The organism is Peribacillus sp. QJM3NY_7, assembly GCF_056173225.1.
The window spans coordinates 3637561-3658155 of record NZ_CM149663.1; the positions used below are offsets into that span (position 1 = coordinate 3637561).

At 41.6% G+C, this 20595-nt stretch carries 22 protein-coding genes; 8 read left to right on the forward strand and 14 right to left on the reverse strand.

What is annotated here, in order from left to right; genetic code table 11:
- Positions 1-1429: 1429 nt before the first annotated feature.
- Both sodA and AC0VX1_RS17410 read right to left on the reverse strand, forming a co-directional pair.
- The gene (gene sodA / locus AC0VX1_RS17405; protein ID WP_034308436.1) at positions 1430-2038 is read right to left on the reverse strand and encodes a superoxide dismutase SodA; all 609 of its coding nucleotides are present in this window, start codon (positions 2036-2038) and stop codon (positions 1430-1432) included.
- A 143-nt stretch (positions 2039-2181) separates the two neighbouring features.
- The gene (locus AC0VX1_RS17410; RefSeq protein WP_048677991.1) at positions 2182-2667 is read right to left on the reverse strand and encodes a DUF456 domain-containing protein; all 486 of its coding nucleotides are present in this window, start codon (positions 2665-2667) and stop codon (positions 2182-2184) included.
- Between the two features lie 162 nt (positions 2668-2829).
- Here AC0VX1_RS17410 and AC0VX1_RS17415 point away from each other — a divergent pair, with 162 nt between their 5' ends.
- The 4 genes from AC0VX1_RS17415 to ispG all read left to right on the forward strand — a co-directional run bounded on the left by AC0VX1_RS17415 (position 2830) and on the right by ispG (position 5685).
- Positions 2830-3597, forward strand: coding sequence for a DUF1189 domain-containing protein (locus AC0VX1_RS17415; protein WP_063575668.1), 768 nt, complete (start codon positions 2830-2832; stop codon positions 3595-3597).
- 183 nt (positions 3598-3780) lie between these two features.
- Positions 3781-3915 (forward strand): anti-repressor SinI family protein, encoded by a 135-nt coding sequence (locus tag AC0VX1_RS17420; RefSeq protein ID WP_223255837.1) that lies wholly within the window; start codon positions 3781-3783, stop codon positions 3913-3915.
- A 113-nt stretch (positions 3916-4028) separates the two neighbouring features.
- Positions 4029-4361 (forward strand): LysM peptidoglycan-binding domain-containing protein, encoded by a 333-nt coding sequence (locus tag AC0VX1_RS17425; protein ID WP_098185681.1) that lies wholly within the window; start codon positions 4029-4031, stop codon positions 4359-4361.
- A 211-nt stretch (positions 4362-4572) separates the two neighbouring features.
- Complete coding sequence (gene ispG / locus AC0VX1_RS17430) at positions 4573-5685, forward strand: flavodoxin-dependent (E)-4-hydroxy-3-methylbut-2-enyl-diphosphate synthase (protein WP_187050875.1); 1113 nt, start codon at positions 4573-4575, stop codon at positions 5683-5685.
- 94 nt (positions 5686-5779) lie between these two features.
- Here ispG and AC0VX1_RS17435 read toward each other — a convergent pair whose 3' ends face one another.
- Positions 5780-6250: a hypothetical protein gene (locus AC0VX1_RS17435; RefSeq protein ID WP_222619908.1), complete on the reverse strand. Its 471-nt coding sequence runs from the start codon at positions 6248-6250 to the stop codon at positions 5780-5782.
- 168 nt (positions 6251-6418) lie between these two features.
- On the opposite strand from AC0VX1_RS17435, the gene AC0VX1_RS17440 reads away from it, so the two are divergent.
- Positions 6419-7003 carry a 5' nucleotidase, NT5C type gene (locus AC0VX1_RS17440; protein WP_413021993.1) on the forward strand — a complete coding sequence of 195 codons (585 nt, stop codon included), beginning with the start codon at positions 6419-6421 and terminating at the stop codon, positions 7001-7003.
- A gap of 36 nt (positions 7004-7039) precedes the next feature.
- Here AC0VX1_RS17440 and AC0VX1_RS17445 read toward each other — a convergent pair whose 3' ends face one another.
- From AC0VX1_RS17445 to AC0VX1_RS17455, 3 genes are read right to left on the reverse strand one after another with little or no spacing between them, the layout of a single operon-like run.
- Positions 7040-7465 (reverse strand): Fur family transcriptional regulator, encoded by a 426-nt coding sequence (locus AC0VX1_RS17445; protein WP_034308449.1) that lies wholly within the window; start codon positions 7463-7465, stop codon positions 7040-7042.
- A 15-nt stretch (positions 7466-7480) separates the two neighbouring features.
- Positions 7481-8314 carry a metal ABC transporter permease gene (locus AC0VX1_RS17450; protein WP_034308452.1) on the reverse strand — a complete coding sequence of 278 codons (834 nt, stop codon included), beginning with the start codon at positions 8312-8314 and terminating at the stop codon, positions 7481-7483.
- A 21-nt stretch (positions 8315-8335) separates the two neighbouring features.
- Positions 8336-9100 (reverse strand): metal ABC transporter ATP-binding protein, encoded by a 765-nt coding sequence (locus AC0VX1_RS17455; protein WP_283928884.1) that lies wholly within the window; start codon positions 9098-9100, stop codon positions 8336-8338.
- 211 nt (positions 9101-9311) lie between these two features.
- Between AC0VX1_RS17455 and AC0VX1_RS17460 the strand changes: the two genes are divergently transcribed.
- A complete protein-coding gene (locus AC0VX1_RS17460) occupies positions 9312-9572 on the forward strand; it encodes a DUF2624 family protein (protein ID WP_048677987.1) in 261 nt (86 codons plus the stop codon).
- 109 nt (positions 9573-9681) lie between these two features.
- Here AC0VX1_RS17460 and AC0VX1_RS17465 read toward each other — a convergent pair whose 3' ends face one another.
- Complete coding sequence (locus tag AC0VX1_RS17465) at positions 9682-10575, reverse strand: deoxyribonuclease IV (RefSeq protein ID WP_475468094.1); 894 nt, start codon at positions 10573-10575, stop codon at positions 9682-9684.
- A gap of 12 nt (positions 10576-10587) precedes the next feature.
- Positions 10588-11901, reverse strand: coding sequence for a DEAD/DEAH box helicase (locus AC0VX1_RS17470; RefSeq protein WP_475468096.1), 1314 nt, complete (start codon positions 11899-11901; stop codon positions 10588-10590).
- Between the two features lie 520 nt (positions 11902-12421).
- Between AC0VX1_RS17470 and vrrA the strand changes: the two genes are divergently transcribed.
- Both vrrA and AC0VX1_RS17480 read left to right on the forward strand, forming a co-directional pair.
- Positions 12422-13108 (forward strand): VrrA/YqfQ family protein, encoded by a 687-nt coding sequence (gene vrrA, locus AC0VX1_RS17475; RefSeq protein WP_106026898.1) that lies wholly within the window; start codon positions 12422-12424, stop codon positions 13106-13108.
- Between the two features lie 125 nt (positions 13109-13233).
- On the forward strand, positions 13234-14178 hold the full coding sequence (locus AC0VX1_RS17480) for a 4-hydroxy-3-methylbut-2-enyl diphosphate reductase (protein ID WP_034308464.1): 945 nt from the start codon (positions 13234-13236) through the stop codon (positions 14176-14178).
- A 46-nt stretch (positions 14179-14224) separates the two neighbouring features.
- Here the strand turns inward: AC0VX1_RS17480 and AC0VX1_RS17485 are convergent, their stop codons facing one another.
- From AC0VX1_RS17485 to dnaG, 6 genes are all read right to left on the reverse strand, one after another.
- Positions 14225-15343 carry a Nif3-like dinuclear metal center hexameric protein gene (locus AC0VX1_RS17485; protein ID WP_475468099.1) on the reverse strand — a complete coding sequence of 373 codons (1119 nt, stop codon included), beginning with the start codon at positions 15341-15343 and terminating at the stop codon, positions 14225-14227.
- Positions 15340-16047, reverse strand: a complete 708-nt coding sequence (locus AC0VX1_RS17490) for a tRNA (adenine(22)-N(1))-methyltransferase (RefSeq protein ID WP_475468101.1) — start codon at positions 16045-16047, stop codon at positions 15340-15342. The genes AC0VX1_RS17485 and AC0VX1_RS17490 overlap by 4 nt, the downstream gene beginning before the upstream one ends.
- A gap of 215 nt (positions 16048-16262) precedes the next feature.
- Entirely contained in the window at positions 16263-16631 is a 369-nt protein-coding gene (gene cccA / locus AC0VX1_RS17495; protein WP_098936169.1) for a cytochrome c550, read from the reverse strand.
- A 187-nt stretch (positions 16632-16818) separates the two neighbouring features.
- Complete coding sequence (locus tag AC0VX1_RS17500; protein WP_475468103.1) at positions 16819-17337, reverse strand: hypothetical protein; 519 nt, start codon at positions 17335-17337, stop codon at positions 16819-16821.
- A gap of 236 nt (positions 17338-17573) precedes the next feature.
- Positions 17574-18707 (reverse strand): RNA polymerase sigma factor RpoD, encoded by a 1134-nt coding sequence (gene rpoD, locus AC0VX1_RS17505; protein WP_034308477.1) that lies wholly within the window; start codon positions 18705-18707, stop codon positions 17574-17576.
- A 35-nt stretch (positions 18708-18742) separates the two neighbouring features.
- Entirely contained in the window at positions 18743-20548 is a 1806-nt protein-coding gene (dnaG, locus tag AC0VX1_RS17510; RefSeq protein ID WP_095389827.1) for a DNA primase, read from the reverse strand.
- Positions 20549-20595: the final 47 nt, after the last annotated feature.

The following is a 20595-nucleotide window of genomic DNA, read 5'->3' on the forward strand; positions in this document are numbered from 1 at the left end:
TTTTCCCTTTAAATTAAGAACAGTATAAAGAAAACTCTTCGATTGGCGAGCCAGGATGGCGATGACAGAGAAGTAGTTGCCCTTATACTGTTTTCCTTAAAAGCTCTCTCAAATAAAATTAAGAACAGTATAAAGAAAACTCTTCGACTGGCTAGCCAGGATGGCGACGACAGAGAAGTAGTTGCCCTTATACTGTTTTCCTTAAAAGCTTTTCCCTTTAAATTAAGAACAGTATAAAGAAAACTCTTCGACTGGCGAGCCAGGATGGCGACGACAGAGAAGTAGTTGCCCTTATACTGTTTTCCTTAAAATCTTTTCCCTTTAAATTAAGAACAGTATAAAGAAAACTCTTCGATTGGCGAGCCAGGATGGCGATGACAGAGAAGTAGTTGCCCTTATACTGTTTTCCTTCTGAACTTGAACAGTAACAGTATAAAGAAAACTCTTCGATTGGCGAGCCAGGATGGCGACGACAGAGAAGTAGTTGCCCTTATACTGTTTTCCTTAAAAGCTCTCTCAAATAAAATTAAGAACAGTATAAAGAAAACTCTTCGATTGGCGAGCCAGGATGGCGATGACAGAGAAGTAGTTGCACTTATACTGTTTTCCTCCTGTACTTGAACAGTAACAGTATAAAGAAAACTCTTCGACTGGCGAGCCAGGATGGCGATGACAGAGAAGTAGTTGCCCTTATACTGTTTTCCTTAAAATCTTTTCCCTTTAAATCAAGAACAGTGTAAAGAAAACTCTTCGACTGGCGAGCCAGGATGGCGATGACAGAGAAGTAGTTGCCCTTATACTGTTTTCCTTAAAATCTTTTCCCTTTAAATCAAGAACAGTATAAAGAAAACTCTTCGATTGGCGAGCCAGGATGGCGATGACAGAGAAGTAGTTGCACTTATACTGTTTTCCTCCTGTACTTGAACAGTAACAGTATAAAGAAAACTCTTCGATTGGGAGACGAAGGGGATGTTCATGAATTTGGGGTGTTCACTCGTGAATTCGGACTTTTACTCGTGTATTTCGAGTTTTCACTCATGAATTGGGGTGTTTACTCATGAATCGTTGCTTTTATTCGTGAATTTTGAGCTTTTACTCTGGAATTGGAGTGTTACTCGTGAATTTCGGGCTTTTACTCGTGAGTTTTGGGCATTTACTCGTGAGTTTTGAGCTTTTACTCGTGAGTTTTGGGCATTTACTCGTGAGTTTTGAGCTTTCATTCGGGAATTTGAAGATTTTACTCGTGAATTTATGCGTTCTCGTAAATTCGGAGCTTTTACTTGTGAATTCCTTTCATTTCTTTTGGGCGAAACAAGCAATACGAGTTGCCTTTATTTGTTTTTCTTTAATATTCCGGTTCGGATAAAAGAAACCAAAAAAAGACGGGATTCCTTTTTACAAAAGGAATCCCGTCTTTTTTAATTACAAATTATTTTGCAGCGCTGTAACGTTTTGCAACTTCATCCCAGTTTACAACATTCCAGAAAGAATTGATGTATTCAGGACGGCGGTTTTGGTAGTTTAAGTAGTAAGCATGCTCCCAAACGTCCAATCCAAGTAGCGGTGTTTTACCTTCTGATAATGGATTGTCTTGGTTTGGTGTACTTGTTACTTCCAACTCGCCATTGTTGACTGCAAGCCAAGCCCAGCCAGATCCGAAACGAGTAGTAGCCGCTTTAGCGAACTCTTCTTTAAAGCTGTCAAAGCTTCCGAATTTTGAAGTGATGGCATCCGCTAATTCACCAGTTGGTTGTCCGCCGCCGTTAGGTGAAAGGATTTCCCAGAATAAAGTGTGGTTAGCGTGTCCGCCACCATTGTTGCGTACAGCTGTACGAACAGCTTCAGGTACTGCGTCAAGGTTAGCGACGATTTCTTCTACGCTTTTGCTTAGAAGTTCTTGGTTACCTTCAAGCGCATTGTTCAGGTTTGTCACATATGTGTTGTGATGTTTAGTGTGGTGAATGTTCATTGTTTCTTTGTCGATGTGTGGTTCTAATGCATCATATGCATACGGTAATTGTGGAAGTTCAAAAGCCATAATAAAATTCCTCCCTATGTAAGCTGTTTTTTTGAGGGCTTCAGTTCTCGAAAGATACCTAAAGCTCGCTAGCAATAGAGTATCAAATTTTTGTAACCGTTTCAAACCATATGCCTCAATTTTTCATTTTTCGATTATTTTTCCTATGAGAATACCACGAATATAAAATATCCTATCATCAGAAGCTGAATGATGCCTTTTGTGATTACGCTGCTTATAAAGCCTACAACGGAACCTAGGCCGATTTTGGAAGCAGTAACAGGGTCTTGTTTATGTACCAGGATCTCTGCCAGGAATGCCCCGATGAATGGACCTATCAGAATTCCGACGAATGGAATCACGAATGGCCCGACCAGGAGCCCAATCGTACTGCCCCATATCCCCGCTTTCGTGCCGCCATACTTTTTGACCCCGACCATGTTGGCAATATAATCGGCTGCGAATAAAAGGATAACGAATAAAATTTGGACCGTCCAGAAAAACCAGCCAAAAGGTTCAAAAGAATAAAAAAGTCCATATAACAATATTCCGCCAAAAATGAACAAAACACTTGGGATGATTGGAAAAATCAGACCGACAAATCCCATTATGAACATGAGGGTGATTATTATCCAAAATAGTGTGTCCATATCTCAAAAGCCCCTTTCTCATTTAATTTATAATTTGATTTATCTCTCCATAATTACCTCATTACTGTTGTTTGAAACCAATGAAGCTGAATACAGGTTGTTTTATTTTTCCCATATAGTTAAAATTGGTTAGGAATCTTATATAGATAGGTGCTGAAAACATTGAACATATTCAAACAACTATGGGTTAGCATATTTTCCCCTAAAGATATCGCTTCCTTTCAAAACCAAGGTATCGGGAAAACGATTTTATACGTTTTCTTTATAAGTCTCATCGCCTTTCTCCCTTCAGCTTTTTATTTCGGTACAATGATAGTTGATGGGATAGATGCCATGCACGAAACAGTATCCGAAGACTTACCGGCATTTGAAATCAAAAATGGCACGTTGACGACTGAAGAAGATGAGCCATTTAGCCTGAATAAAAACGGGTATCAAATTTTTGTGGATGGCACGGGAGCCTTGACCCCGGAAAAGGTAGCTGCAGAAGCTGATGAGGCTGTCGCACTTTTGAAGTCTGACCTGGTTTTCGTATCCGGAGGCAATGTGCAATCCTCTCCTTATTCAGTTCTGGAGGGAAATAATCAGGAAATATCCACTTGGCTTGATTCAGTTGAATCTGTGCTGCCGATCATCATTCCATTGCTTCTACTCATATTATACCTGTTTACTGCTAGCGGAATCTTCATTAAAGTGACAATCATTGCTGCTTTTGGTCTTTTTTTCAAGAACGCTCTTGGCCGTCCACTTTCCTACAGGCATCTTTGGAGAATTAGTGCATACAGCATAACTCTTGCCACCATTTTCTTCACCATCATGGATGCTTTTCAAGCAGTTGTACCATTCGCTTCCATCATTAGCTGGTTTGTGACATTAATGATGTTATATTTATCCATTAAAGAAACATCAGCCAATAAGATGGGAAATTGAGGTTAAATAAGATCCGGCCCCACCTCGGTCCGGATCTTTTTGCTTTTGCACAAAACCGGGCAATCCTTGCCATTCCCTCGTATGACTACAGTCATCATTTTTTATATCTACTTAATTCGACAAAATACTCACCCAGTTATTACTATACTTATGATTAAAAATAGTATTTAAGAGGGGATAGACGTGAAGGAGAGTCATATTGATGTACAGTGGTTGTTACTCATATTGGAGGCAAAAAAGAGTGGGCTGACCCAAAAGGAAATTCGCTCCTTTCTCAGCAATCATTCAACTATTAAGGATGTTACTCAACTGAAATAGACAATTTGAATGGCCACTCTCACATTCCATTTGAAAAATCGCCCATTTTTAGGCATATTTTTTGCCCCCTCCAAGTATAGATGAATTAAAGACAAGCTTGGGAGGATGGAAAATTGAAACGGCTACTGCTTTTTATCTCATTCTGTTTCACTTTATTTATTATTTATTTTGATTTGACTACAGGTACCCTGCCGGCTTCCCATCCACCTGCCTCTACAGGCGAACCGGCCGTGCCGGCCAGCCAGCCTGAATCCGCACCATCTGCCGCTTATAAAGAAATCACCATGCAACCCGGGGATACCTTACTCTCCATCGTTGAAAAGGAAAAAGGCAAAACCAATCACCCAATCGAAACGATCATCTCTGACTTTCAAAGTTTAAATGAGGGATTGAAGCCCGAAAATATGCAGATTGGCAAAACTTATAAAATTCCCGTTTATAAATAACTTTCATATGGGGATTAGTGCCTTCCAAACACACTTAAGGGGATTATCAAATACCAATAATTTCCTTAAATAGGAAATGTCACTTATTGAAAAAAGATTATGCGTCCTATTTCCTTGTCAAGCGGTAAGTACATTGATACAATATTTCAGAGAAACAAATTAAAAATCAAAACTGATTTTTTCCTAAAGGAGAGAATTCCACTTGAGTGAAATCATACATCGCACCAAAACGCGGCCAATTAAAGTCGGAAACTTAACGATTGGCGGCAATAATGAAGTTATAGTACAAAGCATGACAACAACAAAAACACATGATGTTGAAGCAACGGTTGCTGAAATCCTTCGTCTTGAAGAGGCGGGATGTCAAATCGTACGTGTCGCCTGTCCGGATGAAAGGGCAGCTGACGCAATCTCTGAGATAAAAAAACGGATAAACATCCCTCTTGTAGTCGATATTCATTTCGATTACAAACTTGCTCTGAAGGCAATCGAAGGCGGAGCGGATAAAATCAGGATAAACCCTGGTAATATCGGACGCCGTGAAAAGGTTGAAGCAGTCGTGAAAGCTGCGAAGGCTAAAGGAATACCAATCCGCATCGGCGTCAATGCTGGTTCTCTAGAGAAGAAAATCCTCGAGAAATATGGCTACCCGACTGCTGATGGAATGGTGGAAAGTGCTTTACACCATATCAAGATCCTAGAAGATCTGGATTTTCATGATATTATCGTTTCGATGAAAGCTTCCGATGTGAATTTAGCAATCGAGGCATATGAAAAAGCTTCAAAAGCATTCGATTATCCTTTACATCTTGGGATCACGGAATCAGGTACACTGTTCTCCGGAACCGTAAAAAGCGCCGCCGGACTAGGTGCCATCCTAAGTCAGGGTATCGGAAGCACGATTCGTGTTTCCTTAAGTGCCGATCCCGTCGAAGAGGTGAAGGTGGCAAGGGAGCTCCTAAAAGTATTCGGCCTTGCTTCCAACATGGCCACTTTAATTTCCTGCCCAACTTGCGGTCGAATCGAGATTGATTTGATTTCCATCGCCAATGAAGTTGAAGAGTACATCCAGACGGTTAAAGCACCAATCAAGGTATCAGTGCTTGGTTGTGCGGTAAACGGCCCTGGAGAAGCCCGTGAGGCTGATATCGGCATAGCCGGCGCCCGCGGTGAAGGTTTACTGTTTAGAAAAGGTCAAATCGTACGTAAAGTGCCTGAAGAGACGATGGTCGAGGAACTGAAAAAGGAAATTGACAAAATCGCTGAAGAGTACTATGAAAAACAAAGAGCCGAAGCTGCTGCAGCAGCATTACTAAATAAATAAAACAAAGAATCCCGAATTTTCATTATCGGGATTTTTTGTTTTTTATCATTTGAAAAACCCTTTGATGTAAATGACATCAAAGGGTTTAACGATGCTAAAAGAACGGGGCGATAAATATGCCAACGATGATGGAGACAACACCTATACCGATGGCCCAAGTACCCAGGTTCGATCCCCGGCTTCTTGCCACTATACCTACAATGATACCCACAATCCCTAAAATGAAAGGCATCATGAATAACGATAAAATGGAGATGATCAATGCTATGACACCAATCGCTTTTCCTCTTGATGCCACATTCCCCAAACCATTCCCCTCTGCGGTCTCATCATTTTTATATGACCTGATTCGCTGAGGCGGTGTTGAAATCTCGGCAGACGTTTCTTCCTGATAACGGTTATCCATATTGGTTATGGTCTCACCGCTCTCATATCGTCTGTCATCTTCAGGTTTATCTTCATTATAATACCGCTCATGATGCTGATCATCCACAACGGATGGTTCACTGCCCTCTTTCGTCAATTGCATTTCATCGTCAATACTGGAGTATTGATCTTTTTCCATTCGTGCATCCCTCACTTTCGTTTGTGAAGCATTTATAGTGTATGTAAAAATCGCAGGAACCCATCGTGAAAATGGTTTCATGTCTTGGAAATAAATACGGGTTTTTACCAAAGCTATGATGGGATATGTTACACTATTACAAGTATTGAAAATGAGGAGAGATTCATCATGAAAAAACGTTTTGGCATCGATATAGACGGGACTGTCACAAGACCTGATTCCATGGTTCCCTTTTTAAATAAAGCATTTCAACTGAATTTAGCATATGAAGACATAACCGAATATGACTTATTGCCTTTCGTGAATGTTCCAAAAGAGGATTTCACTAAATGGTTCATCGAGACCGAGCCGCTCATCTATTCCGAATCATTATTGGCTGAAGGTGCGAAAGAGGTATTGGAAAAATGGACAGAACAAGCCAACCTTTATTTCATCAGTGCCAGGAGCTCCCGTTTATTGGATGTAACGAAGAATTGGTTCACGAGTAATCAAGTCCTATATGATCATATAGAGCTTGTAGGTTCACACGATAAGATTGCTGCAGCCAAAAAATTCGAAGTCGATCTCTTTTTGGAGGACAAGCACGATAATGCAGTGGCGATTTCAGAAGAGTGTAAAATACCCGTGATTTTATTTAATACCCCTTACAACCAAGATCCCGTGCCTAAAAGGGTGATTCGGGTCAACAATTGGCAAGAAGCCTCTGCCTGGGTGAATCAATGGATGTCAGGGGAACCGGCAACTATAAAATGAGACAAGAAAAAACCATTGACTTGAGGTCAATGGTTTTTATGCTTCCAAAGATACGCTGCATGCAGGACAGCGTCCGTAAATTTCAAATTTATGCCCCGAAACATCGTAGTCCTTCAAGCTTTCCTGAAGTTCCTGCATCGGGCACAATTCAATTTCTTTCGTTTTTCCACAGTTCAAACAGATGAAGTGGTGATGGTGGGAAGAATGACCGCATGTAAAACGAAAACGCTTTTCCCCTTCCAACTCGGTCGCTTCAAAGATGCCCAGTTCGACAAATAATGAAAGATTTCTGTAAATCGTATCGAAGCTTAAACCTGGATAATCCTGTTTCATATTCTCCAATACATCTTTGGCCGTTAAATATTTATCGCTGGAAGAGAAAAGCTGAAGCATTTCTTCCCTCTTTCCTGTATGCTTAAAACCTTTATCTTTTAAAAGTTGCATGGCAGTAGTTACGTTCAAAATACATCACCCCATCTATCGATTTTTCCACTTATCAAACAAAATTGACAAGATGAGAATTAGTACAGCTATTATTACAATGGTCCCGCCGGGAGCGAGGTCAAGGTTGTATGATAAGAATAATCCGCCTATGACGGAAACTTCACCGAATAATACCGAATAACCAATCATCTGCTTAAAGCCCTTGGCAAAGCGGAGACTGGCTGCTACCGGGAGCGTCATGAGCGAAGAAACAAGTAATATGCCAATGATTTTCATGGAAGCGGCAATAACCAATGCGACCATGACGATAAAAATAAAATGAATCGCTTTATAAGGGATTCCAGACGCTTTGGCATGCTCTTCATCAAATGATAACAGAAATAATTCTTTATACAATAAAGTGAGCATCAAGGCTACGACTAGCCCCACTGCCAAAATGACGTACAAGTCCGCCCGGCTGACGGCACTGACACTGCCGAATAAATAACCATATAAATCCGTATTGAAACCATCTGCAATGGATATGAAGATGACACTAAGACCCATGCCGCCGGACATAATGATCGGGATTGCAAGCTCTTGATAATGCTTGTACACCCCTCTTAATTTTTCAATGAATAATGAACCACCTACAGAAAACGCCATTCCAATATAAAGTGGATTCAATCCTGCTAAAGATAGAAAGCTCTTCTGCAGCAATAAACTGAACGCTATACCAGCAAGCGCTACATGACTGAGCGCATCGGAAATCATCGACATCCGCCTTACCACGACAAAAACGCCCACTAATGGCGCAATCGCTCCGATGATGATTCCGGTCAAGAATGCGTTCTGCAAAAATTCAAATTGCAATATCCCCGATATCATTGGGCTATCCTCCAAAACATATTAATGATCATGATTTAAAAATTGGACTCCATGTCCATAAATGGACGAGAGTTCACCTTCATCCAACTCATTATATTCACAGGCATCCCCATGAAAATGAAGCTTTTTATTCAAGCAGGCGACATGTGTGACTTTATCGGTCACAGTACCAACATCATGGGTTACTAAAATCAGGGTTATTCCTAATTTTTTATTCAACATCTCAAGCATTTCATAAAATTGGTGGACGTTTTTTGAATCAACGCCAACAGTGGGCTCATCCAATATCATCAATTCCGGCTCGCTGACCAGTGAACGGGCAATGAATACCCTCTGCTGCTGGCCTCCGGACAATTCCCCGATATTGCGGTTTTGATATTCCAGCATGTCCACTGATTTCAGAGCCTTCTTCACCTTTTGCTTATCCTCTTTGCCAGCGAACTTAAATAAGCCTATTTTTTTGGTCAAACCGCTCTGAACCACCTCAAATACAGTGGCAGGGAATCCTGAGTTGAAGGAATTCGCCTTTTGGGAAACGAACCCGACCTTTTGCCAATCTTTAAAGCGCCGAATGTCTTCACCGAATATTTCAATTTTCCCCTTTTGGAGCTTGAACACACCAAGCAGCAACTTCAAAAGCGTTGATTTACCGGATCCATTCGGCCCGACGATAGCTAGGAATGCCCCTCTGGGAATTTCAAGCGAAACATGTTCCAGCACCAGATCTTTTGTATATTTGTAAGATATATCTTCAAATTTAACTATGGGGTTTACTACATTATCCAAAGAGATCACCTATTTTTTAAGAATCATTACGATTAACAATCGTTAGTATAAATCAAAGAAGTCCAGATGTAAAGAATCCGGTCCTCCGAACAAGTGCCGATATGCCTTGAATCACAAAAAAATGTTATCTGAACCAATTTCGTAATCAAACAAAGTTTCATGTTCACATACATCCACTTCCTTCATATGTTTTAACAAAGGAGGAGATCGTTTGAAATTATTTGAAATGATGGTCAATCATAAAATCAACAGTATACGCCCAGATGAACTGCTTTCCCTTGCTAAACAGCATAAGGTTGCACTCACTCAAAAACAAGCACAGGATATTACTGCACTTCTAGCCGGTAAAAATATTAACATTTTTGATATACGTCAAAGACAGAACGTACTAGGACAAATTACAAAAGTTGCCGGAGCAAGCACGGCCAGGGAAATAGAATCCCTCTTCAACAACCTTACATCCAATTTTTAAAGATTCCAAGCCTGCTGACGACAGTCTTTATTTGAGCATACTTAATCCAAATGCAAAATGAAAGGACGATTCATCTTCATATCGATGAATCGTCCCTTTCTATTTGTGATTATTGAAATCTGATCTTTTCCAATAAATCTTCTTCAAATTGTTTATTCTTGAACATATCAATTTCGAATTTATATGGGGCCTTTTTGTCTTTTTTGTCTTCCCCTACATAAGGTGTTTCCAGGATTTTAGGAACAGAGCTTAATTGCGGATGGTGGACAATATCATTCAAAGCCTTAAAACCAATATGGCCGAAACCAATGTTTTCATGGCGGTCCTTACGCGTGCCGCGTTCGTTTTTGCTATCGTTTATGTGAAGTACCTTGATTCGGTCAACACCGACCACTTTATCAAATTCATTCAGTACTCCATCGAAATCCTCGATGATATTATATCCGGCATCGTGAGTATGGCAAGTATCGAAGCAAACCGATAATTTTCCATTATGGGTCACACCATCAATGATCATCGCCAGCTCTTCAAAAGACCTGCCACATTCGGAACCCTTACCTGCCATCGTTTCAAGGGCAATCTGAACTTTATCATCGGCAGTCAGCACTTCATTCAAACCTTCGATGATTCTCTTGATTCCCAGTTCGCTTCCAGCACCAACATGCGCACCTGGATGAAGTACGATCTGCCTTGCGCCAATCGCTTCGGTCCGATCGATTTCACTGCGTAAGAAGTTGACTCCAAGTTCGTATGTGGCTGGATTCGTGGTATTTCCTATATTAATGATATACGGAGCATGGACGACGATATCACTGATTCCATTTTCCTCCATATGCAATCTTCCGGCTTCGATATTTAAATCCTCGATTTTTTTACGTCTTGTGTTTTGAGGGGCCCCTGTATAGATCATGAATGTATTGGAGCCATACGAAACCGCTTCCTGACTCGCAGCAAGAAGCATGCCTTTCCCGCTCATTGAAACATGCGATCCAATCTTCAGCATCTGATTTCTCCCCTATTTCTTTCTCTGTATACGACGTTCGCGTTTTTTAAAGTTTTCCACATCTCGTTGAATTTTCTTCTTGTATCCTGGCTTGACTTTAGTTGGCTTCTTAATGTGCCTGCTCGCTTTAACATCGATATCAGATTTTTGTTTTTTACGGTTTTTCCGTTTATTACGTTCGTCGATATCAACCCAATCACCGTTTTGGATATCGGCATCACGGAACTCGATGCCCATTTTTTCAAGGCGGTTCAATGCATCTTCATCGGAAGTATCGTAAATGGTAGTGGCAATGCCTGAATATCCTGCACGAGCCGTCCTGCCCGTCCTATGGATATAAAAATCCAAATCTGAAGGCAATTCATAGTTAATGATATGGCTTACACCTTCAATATCGATTCCACGGGAAGCCAGATCAGTCGCAACGATGAATTGATACTCCAAATCATTGATTTGCTTCATCATTTTTTTACGCTCACGAGGCGTTAAATCCCCATGAATTCGGCCGACATTCAACCCTTTTTCGATCAAGGAATTAGCCACATGGTCCGCCATTTTCTTTGTGTTCGTGAAAATGATCGCCAAATAAGGATTATAACGAACAATGATGTCATGAAGTAACTGCTCCCTGTTACGGTGGCGAAGCGGTACGAGAACATGTTCAATTTTCGCAGCTGTCGCCTGCTTGGGATTCACCTGAACATACTTTGGATTCTCCATATATTTATTCAAAAACGGCTTCAATTTTTCTGGGATGGTTGCCGAAAAGACAAGCATTTGAATTTTTTCAGCCATACGTGATGCAAATAAATCGACATCTTCTATGAATCCCATATCTAGCATAAGATCCGCTTCATCGACTACAAGCATTTTTGCTGTATACACCTGTAATGCCTGGGCTTCAACCAAGTCCTTGATCCGGCCCGGCGTACCAATTACCAATTGCGGCTGTGTCTTCAATTTATCGATCATTCTCTGTTTATCAGTACCACCGATGAAACAACGGACTTGAATCTGCTCATCCTCAGGGAAATGGTCAGCAATTTTCAAAGCTTCTTTGTAGATTTGGTTCGCTAACTCACGGGTTGGTGCGGAAATAATCGCTTGAACCTCATTTTTACCAGCATCAAGCCTGTTCATGATCGGCAGCAAATAGGAATGTGTCTTTCCTGTACCTGTCTGCGACTGTCCAATTAAGCTACTTCCCTTTAAAAGCGACGGAAGCACGCGCTCTTGAATTTCCGTCGGCTTATCGAACCCTAAAGTACGAACCGCATCTAGAATGTAGCTTTTCAAATTAAATCGTTCAAATTGATTTTGTTTCATCAAAAAACCCCTTTATCCTGTCAGTCATAAGACATGTCCTGTTATTATAATAAATTTTACACAAAAAGCGCAAGCGCCTGGGTTGCTCGTGAAGAAAATAGGGATTGTCCCATAAGGCGCTTTTTGCCTTGTGAGGGCAATCCTCTTTTTCACATCGAGCTAGGCGCTGAAGCTGGATTACACAAAAAGCGCAAGCGCCTGGGTTGCTCGTGAAGAAAATAGGGATTGTCCCATAATGGGCAGGTCATCCACCTTTTCCAATATACCCCCATTCTAATCACAAAAGCGCATGCGCTGAGGTTAGTTCTCTTAAAATGGACTCTTGCAAACGAAAAGCCCCTGTCCTGGTCATAGCGTATCCCCCGCAGACATGGAGCTAAAAGACTACCGTTACCATCTTACCTTCTTTCCGGTTACTTCACAACTGCCCAGTCACTCTTTCCTCAAACCTTTTTTGTCGAGTTGCATAATTTATATAGAAGATTACACCAGCATATAATATTCTTAGGAGGTGAAACCTATGTTCCCAAATAGAAATCGTCAACCCGGACCCGGTTTTCCGCCACCCAATGGCCGAAGGAGGCAGCAGCCCCCTGCTCCATTCAGGCAGTCACCGCAAATCCCCCATCCTTATCAGCAGATGCAGCGTCCGATGATTCCAAACAGACCGCAGGTACCACAGGGACCTCAAGGTTTCCACGGCCCATTCAACCAACAGCAGCGGCAGGAAATGCCGCCAGCAAAGAAAGAAGGGTTATTGTCAAAAATACTCGGTAAGTCGAAACAAAAAGCAGCTTCTCCGAATTTGTTTGCGCCAGCGGGTTCCACTAACCAAAGTTCTTCAAGAAGCAGCGGAGGCGGTATCTTAGAAACATTAAAAAACCCCGATTCCCTTAATAATATGCTTTCCAACACGCAAAAGGTGTTGCAAGCGGCGGAACAATTCACGCCTATGGTGGAACAATACGGTCCAGTGATTAAAAACCTGCCTTCCATGTGGAAAGTTTTCCGAAGCATATCATCAGCCGATGAGACCAAGGACGACGGAGCTTCCGTTGAAAGCGGGCCCGCGGTTGGGGCACAAGAAAACAGTGAAGTAAAAACGGTTTCGAAGAAAAAAGAAAAAGCTATAGAAGCTAACCCCACTGCGCCAGTTCGTCCCGAAACCAAAAGGAAGAGATCTTCAGGTCCCAAGCTTTATATTTAAAGGCTACAAAAAAATTACCAATAACTGATTTATGTAAATATGATGTTTTGTAATATCATCTATGGTCTTATATAATAGAAAGGTATAAAAAGTGAGAGTTTCTTGCCTTGAAGGAGGACACATAGATGAAAGTGATTAAAATTTCCCCGCGCGGCTATTGTTATGGCGTTGTCGATGCCATGGTCATCGCCCGAAATGCGGCTTTAGATAAAACCTTGCCACGTCCCATTTACATTTTAGGAATGATCGTGCATAACAAACATGTGACGGATGCGTTTGAAGAAGAAGGCATCATCACGTTGGACGGCAGCAACCGCAACGATATCATCGAACAGGTGGACAGCGGAACCGTCATCTTTACTGCTCACGGCGTTTCGCCTGAGATCAGGAAGATCGCTGAGAAAAAAGGGCTTGTGACGCTTGATGCAACATGTCCCGATGTTACCGCAACACATGACTTAATTCGGGAAAAACAAGCGGAAGGCTATCAAATCATTTATATTGGCAAAAAAGGCCATCCGGAACCTGAGGGTGCTGTCGGAGTTGCTCCCGATGTCGTTCACCTGGTTCAAAAGGATGAAGATGTGGAAGCCTTGACTTTGAATAGTGATAAGATCATCGTCACCAATCAAACAACGATGAGCCAATGGGATGTTTTGGATATCATGGATAAGGTCAAGGAAAAGTTCCCACATGCCGAAGTCCATAAGGAAATTTGCTTAGCGACACAGGTTCGCCAAGAAGCCGTTGCCGAGCAAGCTGGCGAAGCTGATGTTTTAATCGTTGTCGGAGATCCTAAGAGTAATAATTCAAACCGTCTTGCACAAGTATCCCAAGAGATTGCCGGCACGAGGGCTTATCGCATCGCTGACATTTCCGAGCTGAACCTTGAATGGCTAAAAGGTGCAGAAACGGTTGCCGTCACTTCGGGGGCTTCTACACCAACTCCGATCACGAAGGAAGTTATCGCATTTCTAGAACAATATGAAGCAAATGATGAATCCACTTGGAATACCGAAAAGAAAACGCCATTGCATAAAATTTTACCTAAAATTAAAGTGAAGAAATGATTGCACAAATACAAAGGCAGCCACTAAGGCTGCCTTTTTCGTGTTATCAAATGAAGCGGAATGGGTCTGTATTCAGCCTGGATGGAATGAATTCCACATCGAAGTTCTTTTCGCGGCACGTTTTTTCAAGGAATCGTGCCACCCCTTTTTTCATCACCTTTTCAACATTGTGGCCGGGATCGACGATATTCAGTCCAATCATCATCGCGTCATGGGCTGTATGGTAATACATATCACCTGTAACGTAAACATCGGCACCCTTGAATTTTGCTGTCGTAAAGTATTTATTGCCGTCTCCGCCCAAAACGGCCACTTTTTTTATCGGACTTTGCAGATCTCCCACGACACGCACCTTTTCAACATCGAGTGTCCGCTTCACATGTTCGGAAAATTGTTCAAGCGTCATTTCTTCGGCAAGTACACCAATCTTTCCTAAGCCAAGTGACTCCCCTTTATTCTCCAGTTTATATATATCGTGAGCAACCTCTTCATATGGATGGGCTTTAATCATCGCAGCTAGTACTATCTTCTCGATATTTTCTGGGAATATCGTTTCAATCCGCATTTCAGCTACTTCTTCAAGCCTTCCTTCAGAGCCGATAACCGGTTCACTGCCTTCACCTGGCAAGAAGCGTCCGGTACCTTCCCCCGAAAACGAACAATTGCTGTAGTTCCCGATCGCTCCGGCCCCCGCCTTGCCCAGGGCTTCCCTCACTTTTTGTTCGTCGGTCTTTGGAACATATACGACCAATTTCTTAAGAGCTGTCTCATAGGTTGGAATCAATACCTCTGTGTCCTGCAATTGAAGAGCTTCGGCAAGCAAATCATTCACTCCGCCCTTAGCAACATCCAAATTGGTATGTGCAGCGTAAACAGCGATATCATGTTTGATCAGCTTTTCGATGATGCGGCCTCCAGTTGTGTTTGTATCGATCCTTTTCAATGGTCGGTAAATTAACGGATGGTGGGCAATGATCAATTCCACGCCATGTTCGATCGCTTCGTCTACAACCTCTTCCAGCACATCAAGGGCAATCAGCACTTTAGTAACCGGCTTATTTAGCTGCCCGACATGCAGCCCGATTGGATCTCCCTCCATTGCATAATGCTTTGGGGAGAATTGTTCAAACATCTCAATGATTTTGTGACCATTCACTGTCTTCAACCTTTAAGCACCTCCTCGATTACCGAAATTTGAGATTTCAATTCATTGCGCTTCGTTTCCAGTCCGCTTCTTCCGCTTTCATCCAATTGTTCGATGATTCTCTCCAAATGTTTTTTCTCAAGCTGCCATTTTTTTGTGAAAATTTCACTGAATTGCTCTTTTAAGAATGGACCGAAAGTGAGGCCCGTTTGCTTGTTTACACCATAAGGGCGGAGCGGGTCTCCTTTTTTGGCAATTAAGATCTCATAGATCTTCCCATCTTCCTCAAGGATCTCCTCTCCACAAAGCTCCCAGCCGTTTTCGATTAGCCAGCTGCGAACATTCGCTGCACCGACATTAGGCTGAAGGATTAGCCTTTCTGCCTTGCCGAGTTTCGCTTTTCCGCTTTCCAATATACTTGATATTAAAGTCCCTCCCATGCCTGCAATCGTAATGCATGTCGCTTCATCGGGATTCAATATTTCAAGCCCATCTCCTTTACGGACCTCTATCTTGTCTCCAAGACCCGTCATTGCCACTTGCTTGCGTGCTGACTGATAGGGTCCTTCTACAACCTCACCTGCTATGGCGCTGGCACACAAGCCGTTAGTCACCGCATAGCACGGCAAGTAAGCATGGTCTGATCCTATGTCTGCCAGGATGCTTCCTTTTGGTATATGTATGGCAACACGTTCTAATCTCATCGATAGTTTTTCATGATTCATATTTATCAACTCTCTTAATTCAAATAATGTCTTGCTATAATTACTTTCCCATTCGATTATACCAAGTTCAATCGAAAAATTACAGAAAGGAGGAATAGGGTTCTTTCTATACATGGGCAAAAGAAAAACTGCAATCTGGAATCTTCCTTCTCCGAAAAATGAAAAACTGACTCAAAAAATTCGCTTTCCACGATTTCTTGAGTCAGTTTCATGAATTATTTCAGTCCATGAATATATTCGGCCATGGCGTCAATGTTCTGTTCTTCGACTAAACCTGATGGCATTGCACCTCGGCCATTAGTGATCACGTTTTTAACCTCGTCCACCGAAAGGCGATCGCCAACTCCTTTTAGAGCAGGCCCGACACCGCCTTGATAGGCGTCACCATGACAAGAGATACAGTTTTGCTTATAAATGTCCTCAGGTGATGCTGAGGCATTTTCTGTTTCTTCTGTCTTTTCGCCGCCCTCTTTTTCCTTGGCAAGATCTTTGGCATCACCCAAACCTTTAAACGAAAGTAAAAACATAAGTCCAATACCAAAAACCATGATAATAATAAAAGGCATTACTGGATTGCGCTTCATAGTATTTCCTCCCCTATGTAGAACCTAAACTTACCATATTTAATATTATATACAAACAGCTATATATTATTTTACTTGAAAAGAGTTTCAAGTAAAAGCCCAAAAATAGAAGATATTATATAATTTCTTAAAATTGTCAAAAACTTATGTATATTTCCAAACATTTTTACTTTTTCTTACATATGTTTCATAATACCCAAAAATCATTATTTAAAACCGCTGGAGTGTCCTTGAATTTTATTATTAAAAAGTAAAGAGTGACCAGTGCTCCAAGGCTTCCCGCTATGGAAAAATGGAGCAGCTTCAGCTTATAGCCCAATAAAATCCAGAGTCCGCAATTAATGAATAAGAAAATATAAAGGATACCCGCTTTGCCGGGTGCCATGAATTCCGCCAAACTGACAGTTAATAAAAGCAATGATAGTACCATCCCCATCAACGCCACCTGAAAAATGATTTTCCTGCCTTTTAAGCGGCGGACTGCCAGCCCAAAGACAAGTATTGAAATTGTTGTCATAAGCATTTGCATTCTTATGGTTATTTCAGTAAAATAATTCAAAAATACAATAAATGCAAAAAAAGTTCCATTCAACACCCCGAAAAAGATGTCGTTTTTTTTGCTCGCGGTTTCATTCGATTTTGATGGCGGAATTTCGCCTTGACCGTATAATGCAAGCAGGTAATTACAATATTGCTCCGGAAACATACGACTTTCCTTCCAGGAGTTTATTTCTTGAATGATGATTTCTTTCTCATTTCATCCATGAATCTCACATCCTCATGATGATCTTCTTTTTAACGGCTAAGCTTTTAAATCTTTTTCCTTTATACGGAAAAACGGATAACCATTGTTCTAATTAGGATATTTTTACATCGGAATTAAAAAAAGAGCCGCTCCCGAACGCTGGGCATTCAAAGAGGGCTCTGTTAAGGGCATATATTCTATTCAAGGAAATCTTTCAATCGTTTGCTTCTGCTTGGATGTCTCAGTTTACGCAGCGCCTTCGCTTCGATTTGACGGATACGCTCGCGGGTGACCCCAAACACTTTACCTACCTCTTCAAGAGTACGGGTACGGCCATCATCAAGTCCAAAGCGGAGTCTCAAGACGTTCTCTTCACGGTCAGTAAGAGTATCCAATACGTCTTCAAGCTGTTCTTTCAATAGTTCATATGCTGCATGCTCCGATGGGGAAGTCGCATCCTGATCTTCAATGAAATCACCTAAATGTGAATCGTCTTCTTCACCTATCGGCGTTTCCAATGAAACAGGCTCCTGAGCTATTTTCAAGATTTCACGAACTTTTTCGGGAGTCAGGTCCATATCCTCCGCAATTTCTTCCGGTGAAGGTTCACGTCCTAAATCCTGAAGAAGCTGTCTTTGGACACGAATCAATTTATTGATGGTTTCCACCATATGCACCGGTATCCGGATCGTTCTTGCTTGGTCGGCAATGGCACGGGTTATCGCTTGGCGAATCCACCATGTTGCATACGTACTGAATTTGAATCCCTTGCGGTAATCAAATTTTTCCACAGCTTTGATAAGTCCCATATTACCTTCCTGAATCAAATCAAGGAAAAGCATTCCGCGTCCGACATAACGCTTGGCGATACTGACAACAAGACGTAGGTTAGCTTCTGCCAAACGGCGTTTCGCTTCTTCATCTCCATCTTCAATTCTCGTCGCCAAAGAGATTTCCTCTTCTGCAGATAAAAGATCGACCCGGCCAATTTCCTTTAAATACATGCGTACTGGGTCATTAATTTTTACGCCAGGAGGAACACTTAAATCATTTAAGTCAAACTCTTCTTCTTTTGCAAGTTTCTTCTCATCTGGATCATCTTCATCTTCGTCTTCCTCACCATCAGTAAGTATTTCGACGCCGTTTTCTGCTAACACCTCATAGAACTCATCCATTTGATCGGAATCTAACTCAAAACCGCCAATCATTTCAGCGATTTTTTCTAAAGTCAAAGAGCCTCGTTTTTTACCTAGCTCTAGTAGTTTTTCTTTCACCTGTTCAAGGCTAAATTCATTATCAACTTGTTTGGAACGTGCTGGTTTTTCAGCCATTAGTTCCCCTCCTTCCAGGACTTACACCTAAACGACTACAACATTTTACGCAATTTAATGATTTCCATGGCAATTTGTGCAGCAGTGACATAATCACTTCGTCTAACTGCATCTTTTTCTTCAACTTGTTTTTCTTTTATCTTTAACAACTTTTCATATTTCAACACTTGATTTATACAATCGGTCAGTTCTTTATCGGTAACTTCCTCATTCACTGACATCATTTCTATTTCCGAAACGATCCTTCTCAAGTTTGGATCCGGTAAATAAGTAAGGAAAAAGCTTGTATCCGGTTCGTGTCCATCTTCATAGAACGCATATAAATAGGTGATGATTGCCTGATGTTCATCTACATGGAAGACCGTTTGCCCAAGCAACTGCTGAATTTTGAAAGTCATATCCCTGCTTTTCAGCATATGGGCAATCAACTTCGTTTCAGCATTATGGTGAGCAGGTTTTAACTTATGCTCATATTGCAGGGCCATTTTCTTTTGGGCTGCTGGCTGCGGCAATGTCCCCTTCTTGCGTTCCGTAAAGAACACCTGACGCTGCTGCTGTTCCAGCGCATCCAATGAAAGGGAAAATTCAGAGGATAGCTGCCGGAGATAATGATCCCTCTCCACTGCATTGGGCAATCGCGAAATTTCTTTAAGGACTTCTTCGATATATTGAATTCGATCTCCTTCATTATTTACATTTTTCCCTCGACGCAAATAATGCATTTTGAATGCCATGTAGGTTAAACTGGCCCCTATTACTTCAGAAACAAAGCTTTTTTCACCGAATTCCTTTATGTAGTCATCGGGGTCCAGGTTATCAGGCATGAGAGCGACTTTCACGGAAAACTCATGGTCCTGTAACATATTGACTGCACGATTGGCAGCGTTCAATCCCGCTGAGTCCGAATCGTAGCAAATAAGTATCTGGTCAGTATTTCTTTTTAAAAGCTGGATATGCTGGTCCGTCAGGGCAGTGCCCATTGTAGCGACCGCATTCTCCACACCTGCGCCAACTGCTGAAATGCAATCGGCAAAGCCTTCAAAAATGACTGCTTGTTCTTTCTTTCGTATGTGGGGTCTTGCATGATGGAAATTATATAAAGTTTTACTTTTATTAAAGATTGGCGTTTCAGGACTATTCAAATATTTGGGCTCATCGTCCCCCATTGCTCTTCCTGAAAACGCAATCGTATTTCCTTGATGATCCATAATTGGAAACATGACTCTATTTCTGAAACGGTCAAAATATGACTCGTCTTTTTCCCTGAAAATAATAAGCCCTGCCTGCTCCATGTATTCCGCTGGAAACCCGCGTTTTAAAAGAAACTTGGACACGAAGTCCCATGAATCCAAGGAGTAGCCAATTTGGAACTTTTCTATCGTCTCTTCAGTAAACCCTCGTTTAAGTAAATATTCGAGAGCATCCTGCCCCTCTTTCGTATTAACGAGGAGATGATGATAAAACTTCCTCAGCAGGTCATGGGCTTCAACCATTTGCTGAGCGCCTGCCGGCATGTTGGAACGCTTGGAATCCTTATTGATTTCAACTTCCAAAGGAACATTCCCTTTTTCAGCTAAAACTTTTGCAGATTCCACAAAGCTGTAGCCTTCTATATCCATTAAGAAGGTAAAAATATTTCCGCCTGCCCCGCAACCGAAACAGTGAAAGATTTGTTTTTCCGTTGAAACGGAAAACGAGGGCGAGTTTTCACCATGAAAAGGACATAGGCCAAAGTAATTGCGCCCCTGCTTCTTCAGCTGGACATACTCCCCAATTAAATCAACAATGTCAACAGCTTCACGAATTTGATTAATTTTCTCATCTTCTATACGGCCATTTATCATTTTTCCACCTTGCAATATTGGTGATAGTTTCTTATTCGATACTG

Bases quoted from the DNA above. Each gene is read 5' to 3' on its own strand.
- AC0VX1_RS17465 (WP_475468094.1), bottom strand. From the start codon at position 10,575: ATGCTGAAGATTGGATCGCATGTTTCAATGAGCGGGAAAGGCATGCTT.
- sodA (WP_034308436.1), bottom strand. From the start codon at position 2,038: ATGGCTTTTGAACTTCCACAATTACCGTATGCATATGATGCATTAGAA.
- AC0VX1_RS17500 (WP_475468103.1), bottom strand. From the start codon at position 17,337: ATGTTTCCGGAGCAATATTGTAATTACCTGCTTGCATTATACGGTCAA.
- AC0VX1_RS17490 (WP_475468101.1), bottom strand. From the start codon at position 16,047: ATGAATCATGAAAAACTATCGATGAGATTAGAACGTGTTGCCATACAT.
- AC0VX1_RS17480 (WP_034308464.1), top strand. From the start codon at position 13,234: ATGAAAGTGATTAAAATTTCCCCGCGCGGCTATTGTTATGGCGTTGTC.
- AC0VX1_RS17440 (WP_413021993.1), top strand. From the start codon at position 6,419: ATGAAAAAACGTTTTGGCATCGATATAGACGGGACTGTCACAAGACCT.
- AC0VX1_RS17435 (WP_222619908.1), bottom strand. From the start codon at position 6,250: ATGGAAAAAGATCAATACTCCAGTATTGACGATGAAATGCAATTGACG.
- vrrA (WP_106026898.1), top strand. From the start codon at position 12,422: ATGTTCCCAAATAGAAATCGTCAACCCGGACCCGGTTTTCCGCCACCC.
- AC0VX1_RS17470 (WP_475468096.1), bottom strand. From the start codon at position 11,901: ATGAAACAAAATCAATTTGAACGATTTAATTTGAAAAGCTACATTCTA.
- cccA (WP_098936169.1), bottom strand. From the start codon at position 16,631: ATGAAGCGCAATCCAGTAATGCCTTTTATTATTATCATGGTTTTTGGT.
- AC0VX1_RS17450 (WP_034308452.1), bottom strand. From the start codon at position 8,314: ATGATATCGGGGATATTGCAATTTGAATTTTTGCAGAACGCATTCTTG.
- AC0VX1_RS17410 (WP_048677991.1), bottom strand. From the start codon at position 2,667: ATGGACACACTATTTTGGATAATAATCACCCTCATGTTCATAATGGGA.
- rpoD (WP_034308477.1), bottom strand. From the start codon at position 18,707: ATGGCTGAAAAACCAGCACGTTCCAAACAAGTTGATAATGAATTTAGC.